At 71.8% G+C, this 15,163-nt stretch carries 15 protein-coding genes; 7 read left to right on the forward strand and 8 right to left on the reverse strand.

Annotation, left to right across the window (positions count from 1 at the left end; genetic code table 11):
- Positions 1 to 1,422, forward strand: coding sequence for a carboxylesterase family protein (locus AB0878_RS19240; protein ID WP_366581539.1), 1,422 nt, complete (start codon positions 1 to 3; stop codon positions 1,420 to 1,422).
- 21 nt (positions 1,423 to 1,443) lie between these two features.
- Here AB0878_RS19240 and AB0878_RS19245 read toward each other — a convergent pair whose 3' ends face one another.
- From AB0878_RS19245 to AB0878_RS19260, 4 genes are all read right to left on the reverse strand, one after another.
- On the reverse strand, positions 1,444 to 1,827 hold the full coding sequence (locus AB0878_RS19245; RefSeq protein WP_366581541.1) for a YchJ family metal-binding protein: 384 nt from the start codon (positions 1,825 to 1,827) through the stop codon (positions 1,444 to 1,446).
- A complete protein-coding gene (gene rnhA / locus AB0878_RS19250) occupies positions 1,814 to 2,284 on the reverse strand; it encodes a ribonuclease HI (protein WP_366581543.1) in 471 nt (156 codons plus the stop codon). The genes AB0878_RS19245 and rnhA overlap by 14 nt, the downstream gene beginning before the upstream one ends.
- Positions 2,285 to 2,305: 21 nt before the next feature.
- Positions 2,306 to 3,781, reverse strand: coding sequence for a glycosyltransferase family 39 protein (locus tag AB0878_RS19255; RefSeq protein ID WP_366581545.1), 1,476 nt, complete (start codon positions 3,779 to 3,781; stop codon positions 2,306 to 2,308).
- Between the two features lie 88 nt (positions 3,782 to 3,869).
- Positions 3,870 to 4,841, reverse strand: coding sequence for an alpha/beta fold hydrolase (locus AB0878_RS19260; RefSeq protein ID WP_366581547.1), 972 nt, complete (start codon positions 4,839 to 4,841; stop codon positions 3,870 to 3,872).
- A 50-nt stretch (positions 4,842 to 4,891) separates the two neighbouring features.
- Between AB0878_RS19260 and AB0878_RS19265 the strand changes: the two genes are divergently transcribed.
- Entirely contained in the window at positions 4,892 to 5,686 is a 795-nt protein-coding gene (locus AB0878_RS19265) for a DUF1684 domain-containing protein (protein ID WP_366581549.1), read from the forward strand.
- A gap of 3 nt (positions 5,687 to 5,689) precedes the next feature.
- Here AB0878_RS19265 and AB0878_RS19270 read toward each other — a convergent pair whose 3' ends face one another.
- From AB0878_RS19270 to AB0878_RS19280, 3 genes are read right to left on the reverse strand one after another with little or no spacing between them, the layout of a single operon-like run.
- A complete protein-coding gene (locus tag AB0878_RS19270) occupies positions 5,690 to 6,451 on the reverse strand; it encodes an enoyl-CoA hydratase-related protein (RefSeq protein ID WP_366581551.1) in 762 nt (253 codons plus the stop codon).
- Between the two features lie 36 nt (positions 6,452 to 6,487).
- Complete coding sequence (locus AB0878_RS19275) at positions 6,488 to 7,876, reverse strand: 4-hydroxyphenylacetate 3-hydroxylase N-terminal domain-containing protein (protein ID WP_366581553.1); 1,389 nt, start codon at positions 7,874 to 7,876, stop codon at positions 6,488 to 6,490.
- A gap of 31 nt (positions 7,877 to 7,907) precedes the next feature.
- Positions 7,908 to 9,062, reverse strand: coding sequence for an acyl-CoA dehydrogenase family protein (locus AB0878_RS19280; protein ID WP_366581555.1), 1,155 nt, complete (start codon positions 9,060 to 9,062; stop codon positions 7,908 to 7,910).
- Between the two features lie 139 nt (positions 9,063 to 9,201).
- On the opposite strand from AB0878_RS19280, the gene AB0878_RS19285 reads away from it, so the two are divergent.
- From AB0878_RS19285 to AB0878_RS19295, 3 genes are read left to right on the forward strand one after another with little or no spacing between them, the layout of a single operon-like run.
- On the forward strand, positions 9,202 to 10,173 hold the full coding sequence (locus AB0878_RS19285) for a nitronate monooxygenase family protein (RefSeq protein ID WP_366581556.1): 972 nt from the start codon (positions 9,202 to 9,204) through the stop codon (positions 10,171 to 10,173).
- Positions 10,174 to 10,184: 11 nt separating this feature from the next.
- Positions 10,185 to 10,940 (forward strand): 3-hydroxyacyl-CoA dehydrogenase, encoded by a 756-nt coding sequence (locus AB0878_RS19290; RefSeq protein ID WP_366581557.1) that lies wholly within the window; start codon positions 10,185 to 10,187, stop codon positions 10,938 to 10,940.
- 43 nt (positions 10,941 to 10,983) lie between these two features.
- Positions 10,984 to 11,652, forward strand: a complete 669-nt coding sequence (locus tag AB0878_RS19295; protein ID WP_366581559.1) for a TetR/AcrR family transcriptional regulator — start codon at positions 10,984 to 10,986, stop codon at positions 11,650 to 11,652.
- A 6-nt stretch (positions 11,653 to 11,658) separates the two neighbouring features.
- Here the strand turns inward: AB0878_RS19295 and AB0878_RS19300 are convergent, their stop codons facing one another.
- A complete protein-coding gene (locus AB0878_RS19300; RefSeq protein WP_366581561.1) occupies positions 11,659 to 12,297 on the reverse strand; it encodes a TetR/AcrR family transcriptional regulator in 639 nt (212 codons plus the stop codon).
- Between the two features lie 212 nt (positions 12,298 to 12,509).
- Between AB0878_RS19300 and AB0878_RS19305 the strand changes: the two genes are divergently transcribed.
- Positions 12,510 to 14,021: an acyl-CoA synthetase gene (locus AB0878_RS19305; RefSeq protein WP_366581563.1), complete on the forward strand. Its 1,512-nt coding sequence runs from the start codon at positions 12,510 to 12,512 to the stop codon at positions 14,019 to 14,021.
- A gap of 35 nt (positions 14,022 to 14,056) precedes the next feature.
- Positions 14,057 to 15,160 (forward strand): NAD(P)-dependent alcohol dehydrogenase, encoded by a 1,104-nt coding sequence (locus AB0878_RS19310; protein WP_366581565.1) that lies wholly within the window; start codon positions 14,057 to 14,059, stop codon positions 15,158 to 15,160.
- The last annotated feature ends 3 nt before the right edge of the window (positions 15,161 to 15,163 follow it).

The raw sequence follows: 15,163 nt of genomic DNA on the forward strand, positions 1-15,163 counted from the left end.
GTGACGACGGTGGAGACGCGAGCCGGTGCGGTGCGTGGCGAAGTGCGCGACGGAGTCGGGTATTTCCTGGGCGTGCCCTACGCCGAGCCGCCCGTGGGCCCGCTGCGGTTCCGGCCGCCGCGACCGGCCGGCAGCTGGGCCGGCGTCCGCGACGCGACGCGGTTCGCCGCGCGGGCGCCGCAGCCGGAGGTGACCGGGCGCGGGTTCACCGGTGAGGAGGACTGCCTCCACGTCAACGTCTACGCGCCGGCCTCACCCGGGCCGTACCCGGTGCTGGTGTGGATCCACGGTGGTGGCGGGGTGATGGGCTCGCCGCACCAGTTCGACGCGTCGGCGTACGCGCGCCGAGGCATCGTGGTGGTGACCGTCGGCTATCGCCTCGGGGTGCTGGGCATGCTGCGGCTGCCCGGGGTGTCCGAGGGGAATCTTTCGCTGCACGACCAGGTGCTCGCGCTGGAGTGGGTGCGCGACAACGTGGCGGCGTTCGGCGGCGACCCGGAGCGGGTGACGCTCGCCGGGCAGTCGAACGGCGGGCGCACCGTCGGCACGCTGCTGGCCGTGCCGCGGACGCGGGGGCTCTTCCGCCAGGCGATCGTGCAGAGCGGCACGGGCGTCGGCTCGGTCGTGCACACGCCGGCCGAGGGCGAGGCCGTGGCGGCGGCGCTGCTGGCCGACCTCGGCGTGGCCGCGGACGAGCTCGCGACGCTGCCGGTGCCGCGGATCCTCGAGGCGCAGCAACGAGTCGCGGCCGCTTCGGGAAAGCTCGTGACCTACCGCGTGATCGTCGACGGCGACCTGCTGCCGCGGTACCCGGGTGAAGCCGTGGCCGACGGCGCGGCGCGCGACGTACGGATCCTCACCGGCACGACGGCCGACGAGCAGGACCTGTTCTCCTGGCTGCAGACCGGCCGCGCGAAGCTGCTGGGCACCGGCTCGACGATGCTCGACGACGAGACGATCGCCAAGGGCGTCGCCGCGTACCGCGAGCTGCTGCCCGGCTGGCCCGAGGACCAGCTGCGCAACCGCGTGCGGACGGCCGGCGACTGGTGGCTGCCCGCCATCCGGCTGGCCGAGGCGCAGCACGCCGCCGGCGGCACCGCGTGGATGTACCGGCTCGACTGGCGGATCGCGCCGCGCGGCAAGGGGCTCGGCGCGGTGCACGGGCTCGACCTGCCGTTGATGTTCGACGACATCGGCAACAAGAACTGGCGCTTCCTGTTCGCGCTGGCGAAACCGGATCCGGCTCGGCTGCAGGCGATGGCGACGCAGATGTTCGACGTGTGGGTCCGCTTCGTCGCGACGGGCGACCCGGGCTGGGCTCCGTACGAGCCCGGCGCGCGGATCACGCGGCTGTTCGACGACGTGAGCACGACCGTGTCCGATCCGGACGCCGGGCAACGCCGGCTGTGGAATTCCCTGTGAGCGCGGTTTCGCAGGACAGGTTCAGAGTGCGCTGACGTAGAACCACTGGCCGGCTTCGCGGACGAAGCGGCTGTTCTCGTGCAGCGTGTCTTCGTTGCCGCGGAAGCGGTAGTGCGCGCGGAACTCGACGGTGCCTTCGTTCTGCAGCAGCCCGCCGCCCGTGCCGCCGAGGATGTCGAGGCCGGTCCACTCCTGACCGTCGTCGAGGCGCAGCCGCTTCGGGCGGGTGTCCGGGTGCCACGTCGCCAGCAGGTACGCGGGATCGGCGACCGCGAACGCGCTGTAGCGCGAGCGCATGAGCAGCTCGGCGGTGGGCGCGGTCTGGCGGCCGTCGTGGAAGCGGCCGCAGCACTCGGCGTAGGGCTGGGGCAGGCCGCAGGGACAGCGTGGGTCAGGCGCGGGCACGCTTGACCCCGGCCTGGGCGGACTCCTGCGCACCCTTCACGGCCAGCCGGTCGGCGCGCTCGTTCTCGGGCAGGCCGGCGTGGCCCTTGACCCACAGCCACTCGACCTCGTGGCGCTCGCCCGCGACGTCGAGGCGCTGCCACAGGTCAGCGTTCTTCACGGGCTGCTTCGCCGCAGTCTGCCAACCGTTCTTCTTCCACCGCGGCATCCACTGCGTCACGCCGTTGCGGACGTAGGTGCTGTCGGTGTAGATGCGCACGACCGAGGGCCGCGTGAGGCTTTCCAGCGCGCGGATCGGCGCCATCAGCTCCATGCGGTTGTTGGTGGTCACGGTGTCCTCGCCGCCGTAGAGCTCGCGCTCGTGGCGGCCGTAGCGCAGGAAAGCGCCCCAGCCGCCCGGGCCGGGGTTGCCGCTGCACGCTCCGTCGGTGTAGATCTCCACGGCCTCATCGCTCACGCAGCGACCCTACCGAGCGCGTCAGGAGAAGTGGCAGAGGCTCGGCCAGAGCGCCGACCACGCGGCCGTGGTCCCGGTGCACAGGGCGACGGGCGTGCCCTGCTCGTCGTTGTCGATCCCGGCGTCCTGCACGGCGACCTCGCGGCAGCCGGTGAACGCGCGGGCCGGGCGGTCGAACGAGCCGACGAGCACCACGGCCCCGTCCATCCGGTCGGGCGGCGGGCCCCAGTCCGCGTAGGACATGTGGCCGGAGTACGGCGCGGGCAGGTCGTGGGCCGGGCCGTAGTGCTCGATCGCGCCCGCTTCGCCGTAGTTGCTGGTGAAGACGACGGCGTTGGCCTTCTCGGGAATCTGCCGCCACGCGTCGGCGACGGTCGCGACGAACCCCGGCCAGCCGATCTGCTCGCCCTGTTCCTTGTTCAGCGCGAGCACCGGGCCCAGCGCTTGCGCGGGCACGATCGGCAGCCCGATGGCGAGGGAGACCGCCGCCCCGAACGCCGCGGCGACCAGCCACCACCGCCTCGCCCGGCGGCGCGCGAACCACTCCAGCGCGGGCTGCACGCCGGCCGCGGTGAGCAGCATCAGCAGCGGCAGCGAGTAGTACGGCTTGCCGCCGAGCGCGAGCAGGACGACGCACAGGATCGGGTACGCGAGGGACAGCGAGCGCAGCCGCGGCGTCTTCCACAGCCGCACGATCCCGGCGATCCACACGGGCACCAGCGCGGGGGAGAGGTACGCGATCTGCAGCGGCACGAACATCAGGCGGTTCTCGGCGCCGTCGTTTTCGCTGATGCCGCCGGCGAAGGCGACCATGGGCCAGCCGTTGCGCGCCTCCCAGACGAGCACGGGCGCGACCGCCGCGAGCGCGATGGCGGCGCCCGCCGCCAGCCACCACGTCCGGAACACCTCGCGGGGCCCGGTGATGAACACGCTGACGGCCAGCGCGAGGAGCAGCAGGGGCACGAGCCACTTGTTGAGCAGCCCGACGCCGGTCGCCGCGCCGATGGCGAGCCACCAGCGGCCGTCGCCGGTCTTGAGCAGCTTGACGGTGAACAGCCCCAGCACCGACCAGACGAGCATGTCGATCGTCGTGGTGGACAGCATGTGCGAGACGACCAGGACGTAGCCGGACAGCGCCGTGACCACGGCGATGATCACCTGACCCGCGTGCCCGGCCCCGAACTCCCGCGCGGCCAGCGCCAGCACGAGCACCGTCGCCACCCCGGCCAGCGTCGCGACCACCCTCAGCGCGGGCGCCGTGTCCCCGAACAGGCTCGTCGCGAGCCTCGCCAACGCCGGCGTCAACGGCGGCTGGTCCACGTACCCCCACGCCAGCCGGTTCCCGGCGGCGACGTAGTAGAACTCGTCGCGGTGGAAGCCGTACCCGCCCGACAGCGCCGTGAGCACCGCGGCCTGCACCACCACCACGATCCCGACCCCGCCGGCCGCGAACGGCGCCCTGGTTCTCGCGGCCGTCTCCGAAGCGGTTTCCCCCATGGCTCCCCCTCACCCGGAGGGCGGATCGTAACGCCGTCGCGAGATCGACAGGGCCCCCGTTTCCGACCCGAGACTTGCCGGGCCCGGGTCAGCGCGGCGACACGTCCCGGATGGCCCGGACCACGGCGTCCGGCCGCAGCCAGGCGAGGCCCGAGTGCCCGGCGTCGTCCAGACGGCGGACTTCGGCCCGGGGGAGCGCGGCGGCCAGGTCGGTGTACAACCGGTGCTTGGCCTCGTTGGACTCCGCCGGCGATGCCTGCGCTTCGGGCGGCAGCAGCTCCTCGGCGAACCGGTCGATCCCCATGGCGGACACGAAGATCAGCGGCACATCGGGATCGGGCCCCGCGGCGCGGACCTCGTCGAACAGGCGCGGCAGGTTCATCGGCTCCCGCAGGGACTGCCGGTAGCGCTCACGGCTGAACCCCTGGTCCAGCAGTGGCTCGCGGATCTCGGCGGGCCAGCCGGCGAGCGCCCGGCCGAACGTGGCCCGGTACGCGGTCCGCATCGCGTCCAGCTGTTCGGGCGGGAACACGTCCTCGGTGCTGGAGTTCCGCAGCAGCCGCGCCTTCTCCTCCGGCAGGTAGCCGACGATGTCCTCGTGCGTCGGGTCGAGCAGGACCAGGCCCGCGACCTCGCCGGGGAACCGCTTCGCGTAGAGCCGCGCGTAGAGGCCGCCGAGCGAATGTCCGACCAGCACGTACGGGCCGGGCACTTCGGCGGCGCGCAACAGTTCGCGCAGGTCGTCGGTGACCTGCGTGCCGCTGCGGGGGAGCTCCACCGGGTCGCTCCAGCCGTGCCGAGCCGGTCGTAGAACACGCTCGTGGTGAACTCCGCGACGAGGTCGTGCACGGTCCGGTAGTACAGGCCGAACATGCCGCCCCCGGCCAGGAACACCACGGGCGGCCCGCCGGTGCCGGAGCGGTGCAGCAGCATCGCCCCGCCCGAGACCTCGTAGCGAGTCCCCAGCGGGGCCTCGGTGTCGTCCGCCATGCCCGGTGCTCCCGTCGCCGTCGCCACTCGCCCGAAAGTATCCGCGCCCGCATGGTGGGACGTGGAACAACGCCCACGGTGAGGCGTTGTCTCCAGCACGGGTCGACGGAAGGGGCAGGCATGACGGCGAGCACCAGGGACTTCACCCAAGCCTGGCAGGACTGGAAGCTCGAGCGTGAGAAGGAGCTGGCCGAGCCCTACGGCTGGCTGGCGCTGGTCTCCCTCGACTGGCTGGGGAATGAGCCGCGCAGCTACGGGAATCTGCCCGGGAAGTGGTGGCAGGACGCGGAAGCCGCGTACGTCGACCCCGATGGTGCGGACCTCGTGCACGAGGGCGAGAAGATCACCGGCGTCAAACGGATCGAGCTGGTGAACAGCGGCGCTGGGACGCGGGTGGTGGCCGGGGCCGTAGAGGTGGAGATCGCGAGGCGGTCGGGGTACCTGATTCGCGTGCACGATCCCGAGGCGCCGGTGCTGAAGACGTTCCGGGGTGTGCCGGCGTACGAGCCCGACGAGAACTGGGCCGTCGAAGCACAGTTCGAGGCGTTCGAGGAGCCGCGGCCGGTGACGGTGGGGGCGGTGGTCGAGGGGCTGTCGCACGTGTACACCGCGCCCGGCAAGGTCCGGTTCACCCGCGACGGCACCGAGTACACGCTCACCGCCTTCAACGGGCGCGAAGGCGGCTTCACGATCCTCTTCACCGACGCCACCAGCGGCGTCACCACCTACGCCGCCAACCGGTCGCTCGCGGTGGACAAGCCGGACGAGCAGGGCCGCGTCACGCTGGACTTCACGAGGGCCCGCAACCTGCCCTGCGCGTTCACCGACTTCGCGACGTGCCCGCTGCCGCCCGAGGGCAACCGGCTCCCGTTCGCCGTGGAGGCGGGGGAGAAGCTGCCCTACGAGCGGCAGTAGCCCTCACTCGCCGCGGAACTCGGGACGACGCTTGGCGCGGAAGGCGGCCAGGCCTTCGGCGAAGTCCTTGGTGGCGAACAACGACGACTGACCGGCCCGCTCCAGCTCGAACGCGCCGTCGAGCTGGGCCAGCGACGAAGCGGCCAACGCCCGCTTCGTCTGCGCGAACGAAGCCGTGGGGCCTTCGGCGAGCTGCCGGGTGATGCGCGCGACCTCCGCGTCGAAGTCGGCGTCCGCGACGACGTGGGAGATCATGCCCCACTCCAGGGCCTGCGGAGCCGGCACGCGCTCGGCCAGCATCGCCATGCGCGCCGCCCGCGCGCGGCCGATGGCGGCGGGCACCAGGGCGGTGGAGCCGCCGTCGGGCATCAGGCCGACGTTGGCGAAAGCCAGCAGGAAGTACGCCGACTCGCGCGCCACGCACAGGTCCGCGGCCAGCGCGAACGAGCAGCCCACGCCCACGGCCGGGCCGTTCACCGCGGCCACCACCGGCTTCGGGATGTCGCGGAACAGGCGGGTGAGCCGGTTGGCGGCGTCGATCGTGCCGGTGTCCGGGTCGGCCTCGATATCGGTGCCGGCGAGGTCGGCGCCGGCGCAGAAGGCCCGCCCGGCACCCGTCAGCACGACCACGCGCACGCTCGCGTCCGCCAGCGCCTCCTCCACGGCGTCGCCCGCGCGCACGAGCATCGCGGTGGTCACGGCGTTGAGCCGGTCGGGCCGGTCGAACTCGATGCGCAGCGCGGCACCGTCCTGCACGATCTTCACTGGCACATCAACTGGCGCGGTCAAGGAAGGCCCCTTTCAGGCGAGTCCGGCGTGGCGGCTGACGTACGCCCGGGCGCGCGTCGGGTCGTAGGTGCGGGCGATCTGCAGTTTCTCCGCCTCCAGCGAACCTTCCGCGTGCGTGGCGAGCACGGCCTGGTAGCCACCGTAGTCGCGGGCGGTGAGGTCGGCGATGAGGTTCAGCAGCCGCAGGCGGGGCTCGGCCGGCACCGCGGCCGCGTAGTACTTCTCCAGCACCGCGCGGATCTCCGGGTTCGCCCAGTCCTCACCGCCGGGGCCGGTGGCGAGCAGACCGCCGGCGAGGTCCATGAGCTTCGCCGCCGCGTCGTGGAAACCGTGCGCGAAGGTGTACTTCGCCGTGTTCACCGCGACGGGGTCGGGCTGCTGGATGCCGTCCTGCCCGGGCCGCGACCGCAGCGCGGCCAGCTCCGCGAGCCCGCGCACGGTCTCGGCGTACGCGATCAGCTGCGTGATCTTGTCCTTCACGTGCCCGGCGCGCGCGATGCCGTTGTACTCCGCGATCAGCGTCGCCGAACCCACCAGCAGGTCGAGCAGGGGCAGCTTGTAGTTGATCGCGGTGAACCGGTGGTAGTCCACGAACGCGATCGCCAGCGGTCCCGCCAGCTCGGGGCGGCGGTTGAGGAACACGCGCTCCTTCGGCACCCGCACGTCGTCGAACACCGTGAGGCTCTCGAGCATCTTGTGCTTCGACGACAACGGGAACTCGAACTCGTTGCGCTCGCCGGCGAGGTAGGGCGAGACGTAGATGTTCAGGCCCGGAGTGTCGATCGGGATCGCGAACGACACCGCGTAGTCCGCGTCGTCGGGACCCATCGCGCGGGTCGGCAGCACGATCAGCTCGTCGGCGTTGGCCGAGTACGACGTGTGGCACTTCGCGCCGCGCACGGTGATCGAGTCGGCGTCCTCGTCGACGATCCGCAGGTACAGGTCCGGGTCGGCCTGCTGGTGCGGCGCGAGCGAACGGTCGCCCTTCACGTCCGTCTGCGCCACGGCCAGGGCCAGGTCGTCGCGGCACACGCGCTCGTGGAACGCCTTCGCGCGCTCCAGCTCTTCACCCTCCAGAGTGCGCAGCAACGCGAACATCGCGTCGCTGCCCACCTCCTTGAGCACGATGATCCCGCCGCCCAGCCGGGAGACGGTCTCGATCAGCTCGCCGCGGGCCCGCAGCTGCTCGGCCGAACGCGGCACCCGGTAGAACGCCGAGTAGCCGTCGGCGACGGCCAGCTCGGGGTGCGACTGCGAGATGTCGAAGCAGTGCGCGGAGTGGTCCACCGCGAGCGTCAGCTCCGGGTGGTCGCCCACGCTCGCCACCCGCTGCCCGCGGTAGAACACGCGACGGCCGTCGCGCAGCCCGTCCCGGTACTCCTTCGCCGTGCGCAAACCCATGTGTCGTCCGCTTTCTGTGTCAGTGGGGTGGTCAGTGGCCGGCGGCGAGATCACGGCCGATGATCTCCTTCATGATCTCGGTGGTGCCGCCGTAGATCGTCTGGATGCGGGAGTCCACAAAGGCCCGGGCGACGGGGTACTCCAGCATGTAGCCGTAGCCGCCGTGCAGCTGCACGCAGCGATCGATCACGCGCTTCTGCAGCTCGCTGGCCCACCACTTGGCCTTCGCCGCGTCGACCGCGGAGAGCGAGCCGGCGTTGAGCTCGTGCACGCACGCGTCGAGGTACGCGGCCGTCACGTCGCGTTCGGTGGCGATCTCCGCGAGCACGAAACGGGTGTTCTGGAAGTCGCCGATCGGCTTGCCGAACGCCTTGCGGCTGAAGCAGTATTCGCGCGTTTCGGCGAACACCGCGTCGACGCTCGCGAGGCTGCCGACGGCGATCGACATGCGCTCGCGCGGCAGCCGTTCCATCAGGTGCGCGAACCCGCGGCCCTCGGTGCCGAGCAGGTTCGCCGCCGGCACCCGCACGTCCTCGAAAAACAGCTCCGCGGTGTCCTGCGCGTGCAGGCCGACCTTGTCGAGCTTGCGCCCGCGCGTGAAACCGGGCGTGCCGTTCTCGACCACGATCAGGCTGAACCCGCGTGAGCCCGCCGCCGGGTCGGTGCGCGCCACCACGATCACGAAGTCGGCGTTGATGCCGCTGGTGATGAAGGTCTTCTGTCCATTGAGGACCCATTCGCCACCGTCGCGCACGGCCGTGGTGCGCACGCCCTGCAGATCGCTGCCCGCACCCGGCTCGGTCATCGCGATGGCGCCGATCAGCTCGCCCGAGGCCATGCCCGGCAGCCACTTCCGGCGCTGTTCGTCGGTGCCGAGGTCCTGCACGTACGGGATGATGATGTCGTCCTGCAGCCCGAAGCTCGAGTGCAGCGACGCCGCTCCGACGCGTGCCAGCTCCTCGGCGACGACCACGCGGTAGCGGTAGTCCGGCTGGCCGGCGCCGCCGTGCTCCTCCGGCACGGCCAGCCCGATCACGCCCTGCTTGCCCGCGGCGCGCCAGACCTCGCGGTCGATCAGCCGGTCGGCGTCCCAGCGGTCGAGATTCGGCACGACCTCGCGCGCGGTGAACTCCCGCACCAGTTCGCGGTAGGCCTCGTGGTCGGCGGTGAAGAGCTGGCGCTGCACGGTGCCCCCTGCGTCGTCGAAAGTTATCTAACGATCGTTAAACACGCCCGCCGCTGTCAAGAGACCAGGGTCACTGTATATCTAACGATCGCTAAGTTACCTTCGGTGCGGAAACCGTGGGCCGAACAAGGGAGTCCGGATGCTGCGCACGCGCTTCTGCGAGGTTTTCGGGGTCGAGCACCCCATCGTCCAAGGCGGCATGCAGTGGGTGGGCCGCGCGGAGCTCGTGGCCGCCGTGGCCAACGCGGGCGCGCTCGGGTTCCTCACCGCGCTCACGCAGCCGACGCCGGAGGACCTGGCGAAGGAGATCGTCCGCTGCCGGGAGCTCACGGACAAACCCTTCGGGGTGAACCTCACGATCCTGCCGTCGATCAACCCGCCGCCGTACGCCGAGTACCGCGACGTGATCACCAGCTCCGGCGTGCCGGTCGTCGAGACGGCCGGGTTCAACCCCGCCGAGCACCTGCCCGCGTTCCGCGCGGCCGGGGTGAAGGTGCTGCACAAGTGCACCAGCGTCCGTCATGCGGTGAAGGCGCAGGCCCTCGGCGTGGACGGGGTCTCGATCGACGGGTTCGAGTGCGCCGGGCACCCCGGTGAGGACGACGTCCCGGGGCTGGTGCTGATCCCCGCCGCGGCCGAGCAGGTGACGATCCCGATGATCGCCTCCGGCGGGTTCGCCGACGGCCGCGGCCTCGTCGCCGCCCTCGCGCTCGGCGCCGACGGCGTCAACATGGGCACCCGCTTCCTCGCCACGGCCGAGGCGCCGGTGCACGACAACGTGAAGCAGCGCCTCGTCGAGGCGACCGAGCGGGACACGGAGCTGATCTTCCGGTCGCTGCGCAACACCGCCCGGGTGGCGTCCAACGCCACGAGCCGCGAAGTGGTCGGCATCCTCGCCGGCGGCGGTGGCTTCGACGACGTGCGCGACCTGGTGGCGGGCAGCCGCGGCCGCAAGGTGTACGAGACCGGCGACATCGACCTCGGCATCTGGTCCGCGGGTGTGGTGCAGGGGCTCGTCCACGACGTGCCGACGGTGGCGGAGCTGGTCTCCCGCATCGTCGCGGAGGCACACGAGATCATCGCCGGCCGCCTGGCCGGCGTGCTGGCCTGAGGAGGACACGGATGGACATCGCGAACACGGTCGCGCTCGTGACCGGCGGGGCGTCGGGGCTGGGCCTGGCCACCGCGAAGGAGCTGCACAAGCGCGGCGCGAAGGTGGTCGTGGTCGATCTGCCCACTTCGGACGGTGCCGCGGTCGCCGCGGAGCTGGACGGTGTGTTCGCGCCGGCCGACGTGACGAGCGAGGCCGACGTGCGGGCCGCCGTCGACACCGCCGCGTCGTTGGGCGACCTGCGGGTGGTCGTGAACTGCGCGGGCATCGGCAACGCGGTGAAGACCGTCGGCAAGAAGGGCGCGTTCCCGCTGGACGCGTTCACGAAGGTGGTGTCGGTCAACTTGATCGGCACGTTCAACGTGCTCCGGCTGGCCGCCGAGCGCATCGCGCAGGTCGACCCGGTGGGCGAGGAGCGCGGGGTCATCGTGAACACCGCGTCCGTGGCGGCGTTCGACGGTCAGGTCGGGCAGGCCGCGTACTCGGCGTCGAAGGGCGGGATCGTCGGCATGACGCTGCCGATCGCGCGCGACCTGGCGAGCCTCCGGATCCGCGTGATGACCATCGCGCCCGGGCTGTTCCACACGCCGCTGTTCGCCACGCTGCCCGACGAGGCCGTCGAGTCGCTCGGGGCGCAGGTGCCGCACCCGTCCCGGCTGGGCGACCCGGCGGAGTACGCGGCGCTGGCCTGCCACATCGTGGAGAACCCGATGCTCAACGGCGAGACCATCCGGCTCGACGGCGCCATCCGCATGGCCCCGCGCTGAGCCTAGACTCGGCGGGGAAGCTTCCGGACTCGATGGGTGGAACATGGTGCGTGCGCGGGAGGCGGTGGCCCCGGCCTCCGCCTCGGTCTCGGTCGAGGTCGAGCCGGGGGCCGACTGGCGGCACTACGACGAGCTGGAGCTGACGCCCCTGCTCGCCGCCGCGCTCGACGCGTTCTACGAGCACGGTTTCCACGGCACCTCGGTGCGCGACATCGTCCGCCGGGTGGGGCAGACCGTGCCCTCGCTGTACTACCACCACGACAGCAAGGAAGGCGCCTTCGCCGCGTTGCTCGACCTGGGCACCGGCGAAGCCGTCAGCCGGGTCAACGCGGCGGCGGCCGACGCGGCCGGTCCGCGGGAGCAGCTGGTCAACGTCGTCGAGGCGGTGGTGCTGCACATGACGCACCGCACGCGGCTGGCCGCGCTGGACCTGGAGCTGCGGCACCTCTCGCCGGACTCGCGCAAGCGTTATGCCGCGCGCCGCAAGGAGATCGAGACCGTCCTGACCGGGATCATCGAGGACGGCGCGCGCGAGGGCGTGTTCACCGTGGCCCACCCCGAGGAGACGGTGCGGGCCGTGCTGGGCATGTGCCAGTCGATCGCGCGGTGGTACCAGCCCGGCGGCCCGCTGAAGCCCGAAGAGCTCGCCGGGCGGTACGTGGACCTCGCGCTGCGCACGGTCGGCGCGCGGCCGGTGAAGCGCAAGCGCTGAGGCGCGTCACGGACGCGGCGCCGGCTCCAGGTACAGGGTGCGCCAGATGACCTCGGTCATGGAGTCGGCCAGCGCGTCGTCCTCGGACTCCGGGGTGAAGCGCAGGGTCTGGTGGCAGGTGCGTTCGACCATCCAGGTGAGCGCGGAAGCCGTGGCGCGCACGGGCATCGGCGTGATCGTGCCGGCGGCCTGGCCGCGCTCGATGATCGCCGCGATGGCGTCGACGAGGCCCTCCATGATGCCGCGGTAGAGCTCGTCGACCTCGGAGTCGTACGCCGCCATCTCGATCACCGCGTAGAGCACCGAGCGGTGGTTGCGGTAGCGGGCGATGATCTCGCTCAGCGAGGCCCGCAGGTCCTCGGGGTCGCGCGCGTCGGCGCTGTTCCACCAGCGTTGCGCGGCTTCGGTGAGGTCGGCGAACACGTGCTGGGCGAACAGCCGCAGCAGCTGGCCCTTGTCCTCGAAGTAGACGTAGAAGGTGGCGCGCGAGATGCCGCCTTCGGACGCCAGGCGGTCGACGCTCAGCTCGGTGAACGTGAGTCCCTCGCCCATGAGGCGCTCGGTGGCCTCCAGCAACTGGCGGCCGAGCGTCTCCCGGCGCTGCTGCTTGCGCGCGGTCTGGGGCTTGCGGGTCACCGACGGCATCCAGCCTCCTTGTCCTCGCTCTCACCCTACCGGCTCGCCGCTCGAATTGACTGGACAGAGAATCCAGACATACTGTCTTGACAACATGTGAGCTGGACCATACGCTCAACTTAACGAACGCTAGATAGCTCTCCCGAGGTCACAGCCGACCGGTTCGGGCGCCCGCGGCGCACCGGTCGGCTCCCCGTCCGGTTCCCCTGCCAGGAGCGCCCATGTACCCCGGTGTCCACGCCGAGCAGTTCCCCGACAAGCCCGCCGTCGTCGTGGCCGGCGGCGAGGTGCTCACGTACGGGCAGCTGGAGGAGCGTTCGGCGCGGCTGGCGCGCTACCTGCACGACGCGGGGCTGCGCCGCGGCGACCACCTCGCGCTCCTGTCCGGAAATGACCCGAAAGTGTTCGAGGTCTACTGGGCGGCGTTGCGTTCCGGGCTCTACATCACGGCCGTGAACCGGCACCTGTCGCCGGCCGAGGTCGCCTACATCGTCGACGACTGCGGCGCCGAGGCGCTGATCGTGTCGGCCGGGCTCGCCGAGGTGGCCGAGGCGGTCGTCGCGGAGACGCCGAAGGTGCGCCTCCGCCTGGCGTACCGGGGAAGCGTGCCCGGCTACGAGTCCTATGAGGACGCGCTGGCGGGCACGTCGGCCGAGCCGCTGGCGGAGCAGCCGCGCGGCATGGACATGCTCTACTCGTCCGGCACCACCGGCCGGCCGAAGGGCATCAAGCCGCCGCTGCCCGAGCGCCGGGTCGACGAGCCGGGCGATGTCTACACCGCGGTTTTCGGTCCCCTGTACGGGTTCGGCCCCGGCACGGTCTACCTCTCGCCCGCGCCCGTCTACCACGCGGCGCCGCTGCGCTTCGGCGGCGTGGTGCAGGCGCTGGGCGGCACGGTGGTGCTGATGGAGCGGTTCGACGCGGAGCAAGCGCTTTCCGCGATCGAGACCTACGGCGTGACGCACAGCCAGTGGGTGCCGACGATGTTCGTCCGCATGCTCAAGCTGCCGGAAGCCACGCGGGTGAAGTACGACCTGTCGAGCCAGCGCGTGGCCGTCCACGCCGCGGCGCCGTGCCCGGTCGACGTCAAGCGCGCCATGATCGACTGGTGGGGCCCGGTCCTGCACGAGTACTACTCGTCCACCGAGGGCAGCGGCATCACGTTCATCGACAGCGAGCAGTGGCTGCGCAAGCCCGGTTCGGTCGGGCCGGCCGGTGTCGGCGTGATCCGGATCTGCGGCGAGGACGGCGAAGAGCTGCCGGCGGGCGGCATCGGCACCGTCTACTTCGAACGCGACGCGCTGCCGTTCGCCTACCACAACGACCCGGGCAAGACCGCCGAGGCGCAGCACCCGCGGCACCCGACGTGGACCACCACCGGCGATGTCGGGTACGTCGACGAGGACGGCTTCCTGTTCCTCACCGACCGCAAGGCCTTCATGATCATCTCCGGCGGGGTGAACATCTACCCGCAGGAGATCGAGAACGCGCTGACGCTGCACCCGAAGGTGCTCGACGTCGCCGTGGTCGGCGTGCCCGACCCGGAGATGGGCGAGGCGGTGCAGGCGTTCGTCGAACCCGTGGGCGAGGCCGGGCCGGGCCTCGGCGACGAGCTGCGCGAGTACCTGCGCGAGCGCATCGCGCACTACAAGGTCCCCCGGGCGTTCACCTTCGTCGACCGGCTGCCCCGCACGCCCACCGGGAAGCTCGTCAAGGGCGAGCTCACCCGCTGACCGACCACTTCGGACCCACCAGGAGCGAGAAGACCATGCAGATCAAGGCCGCGGTGCTGCGCGCCGCCGACGGGCCCTACCGGATCGAGGACGTCGAGCTGCCCGCGCCGGGCGCGGACCAGGTGCTGGTGCGCATCGCCGGCGCCGGGCTCTGCCACACCGACCTGCTGCCGCGTGCACCGGGGTTCCTGGCCGCGCCGCCGATCATCACCGGGCACGAGGGTTCGGGTGTCGTCGAGGCCGTGGGTGCCGACGTGACGAGCCTGGCGCCGGGCGACCACGTGGTGCTGTCGTTCGACTTCTGCGGCCACTGCGCCAACTGCGTCGCCGGGCACCCGTCGTACTGCGAGACCTTCTTCCCGCGCAACCTCACCGGCCACGACCCGGACGGCGAGCAGCCGGTGCTCGACGCCGCGGGCGAAGCCGTGGCCGCGCGCTGGTTCGGGCAGTCGTCGTTTGCCTCGCACTCGGTCGTCGCGGCGCGCAACGCGGTGAAGGTCGACCCGGAGCTGCCGCTGGAGCTGCTCGGCCCGCTCGGCTGCGGCATCCAGACCGGGGCGGCCTCGGTGTTCAGCGCGCTCGGCGTGGAGCCCGGCACGAGTTTCGTCGTGTTCGGCGCCGGTGGCGTGGGCCTGTCCGCGGTGATGGCGGCCCGGGTGGCCGGGGCCGCGCGGATCGTCGCCGTGGACCTCAACCCGCGCCGGCTGGAGCTGGCGAAGGAACTCGGTGCCACGCACACCGTCGACGGCGCCGCGCCCGACCTGGCCGAGCAGCTGCTCGCGGCCACGGGCGGCGCTCAGTACACCTTGGACACCACCGGCGTGCCGTCGGTGATCACCACCGCGATCGCGGTGCTGCGCCCCACCGGCACCTGCGGGCTCGTCGGCGTGCAGCAGGGCGACCTGGTGCTCGACCCGACGGCGCTCGCCGTGGGCCGCAACGTGATGGGAATCCTCGAAGGCGACGCCGTGCCGCAGGTGATGATCCCGCGGCTGATCGAGCTGTGGCGCCAGGGCCGGTTCCCGTTCGACCGGCTCGTGGAGACGTTCCCGTTCGAGGAGATCAACGAAGCCGAGCAGGCGAGCCTCAAGGGCGAGGTCGTGAAGCCCGTCCTGGTTCCCTCCGCGCGGAAGGAGTGAGCA

Source organism: Amycolatopsis sp. NPDC047767, assembly GCF_040704195.1.
Classification (GTDB): Bacteria; Actinomycetota; Actinomycetes; order Mycobacteriales; family Pseudonocardiaceae; genus Amycolatopsis.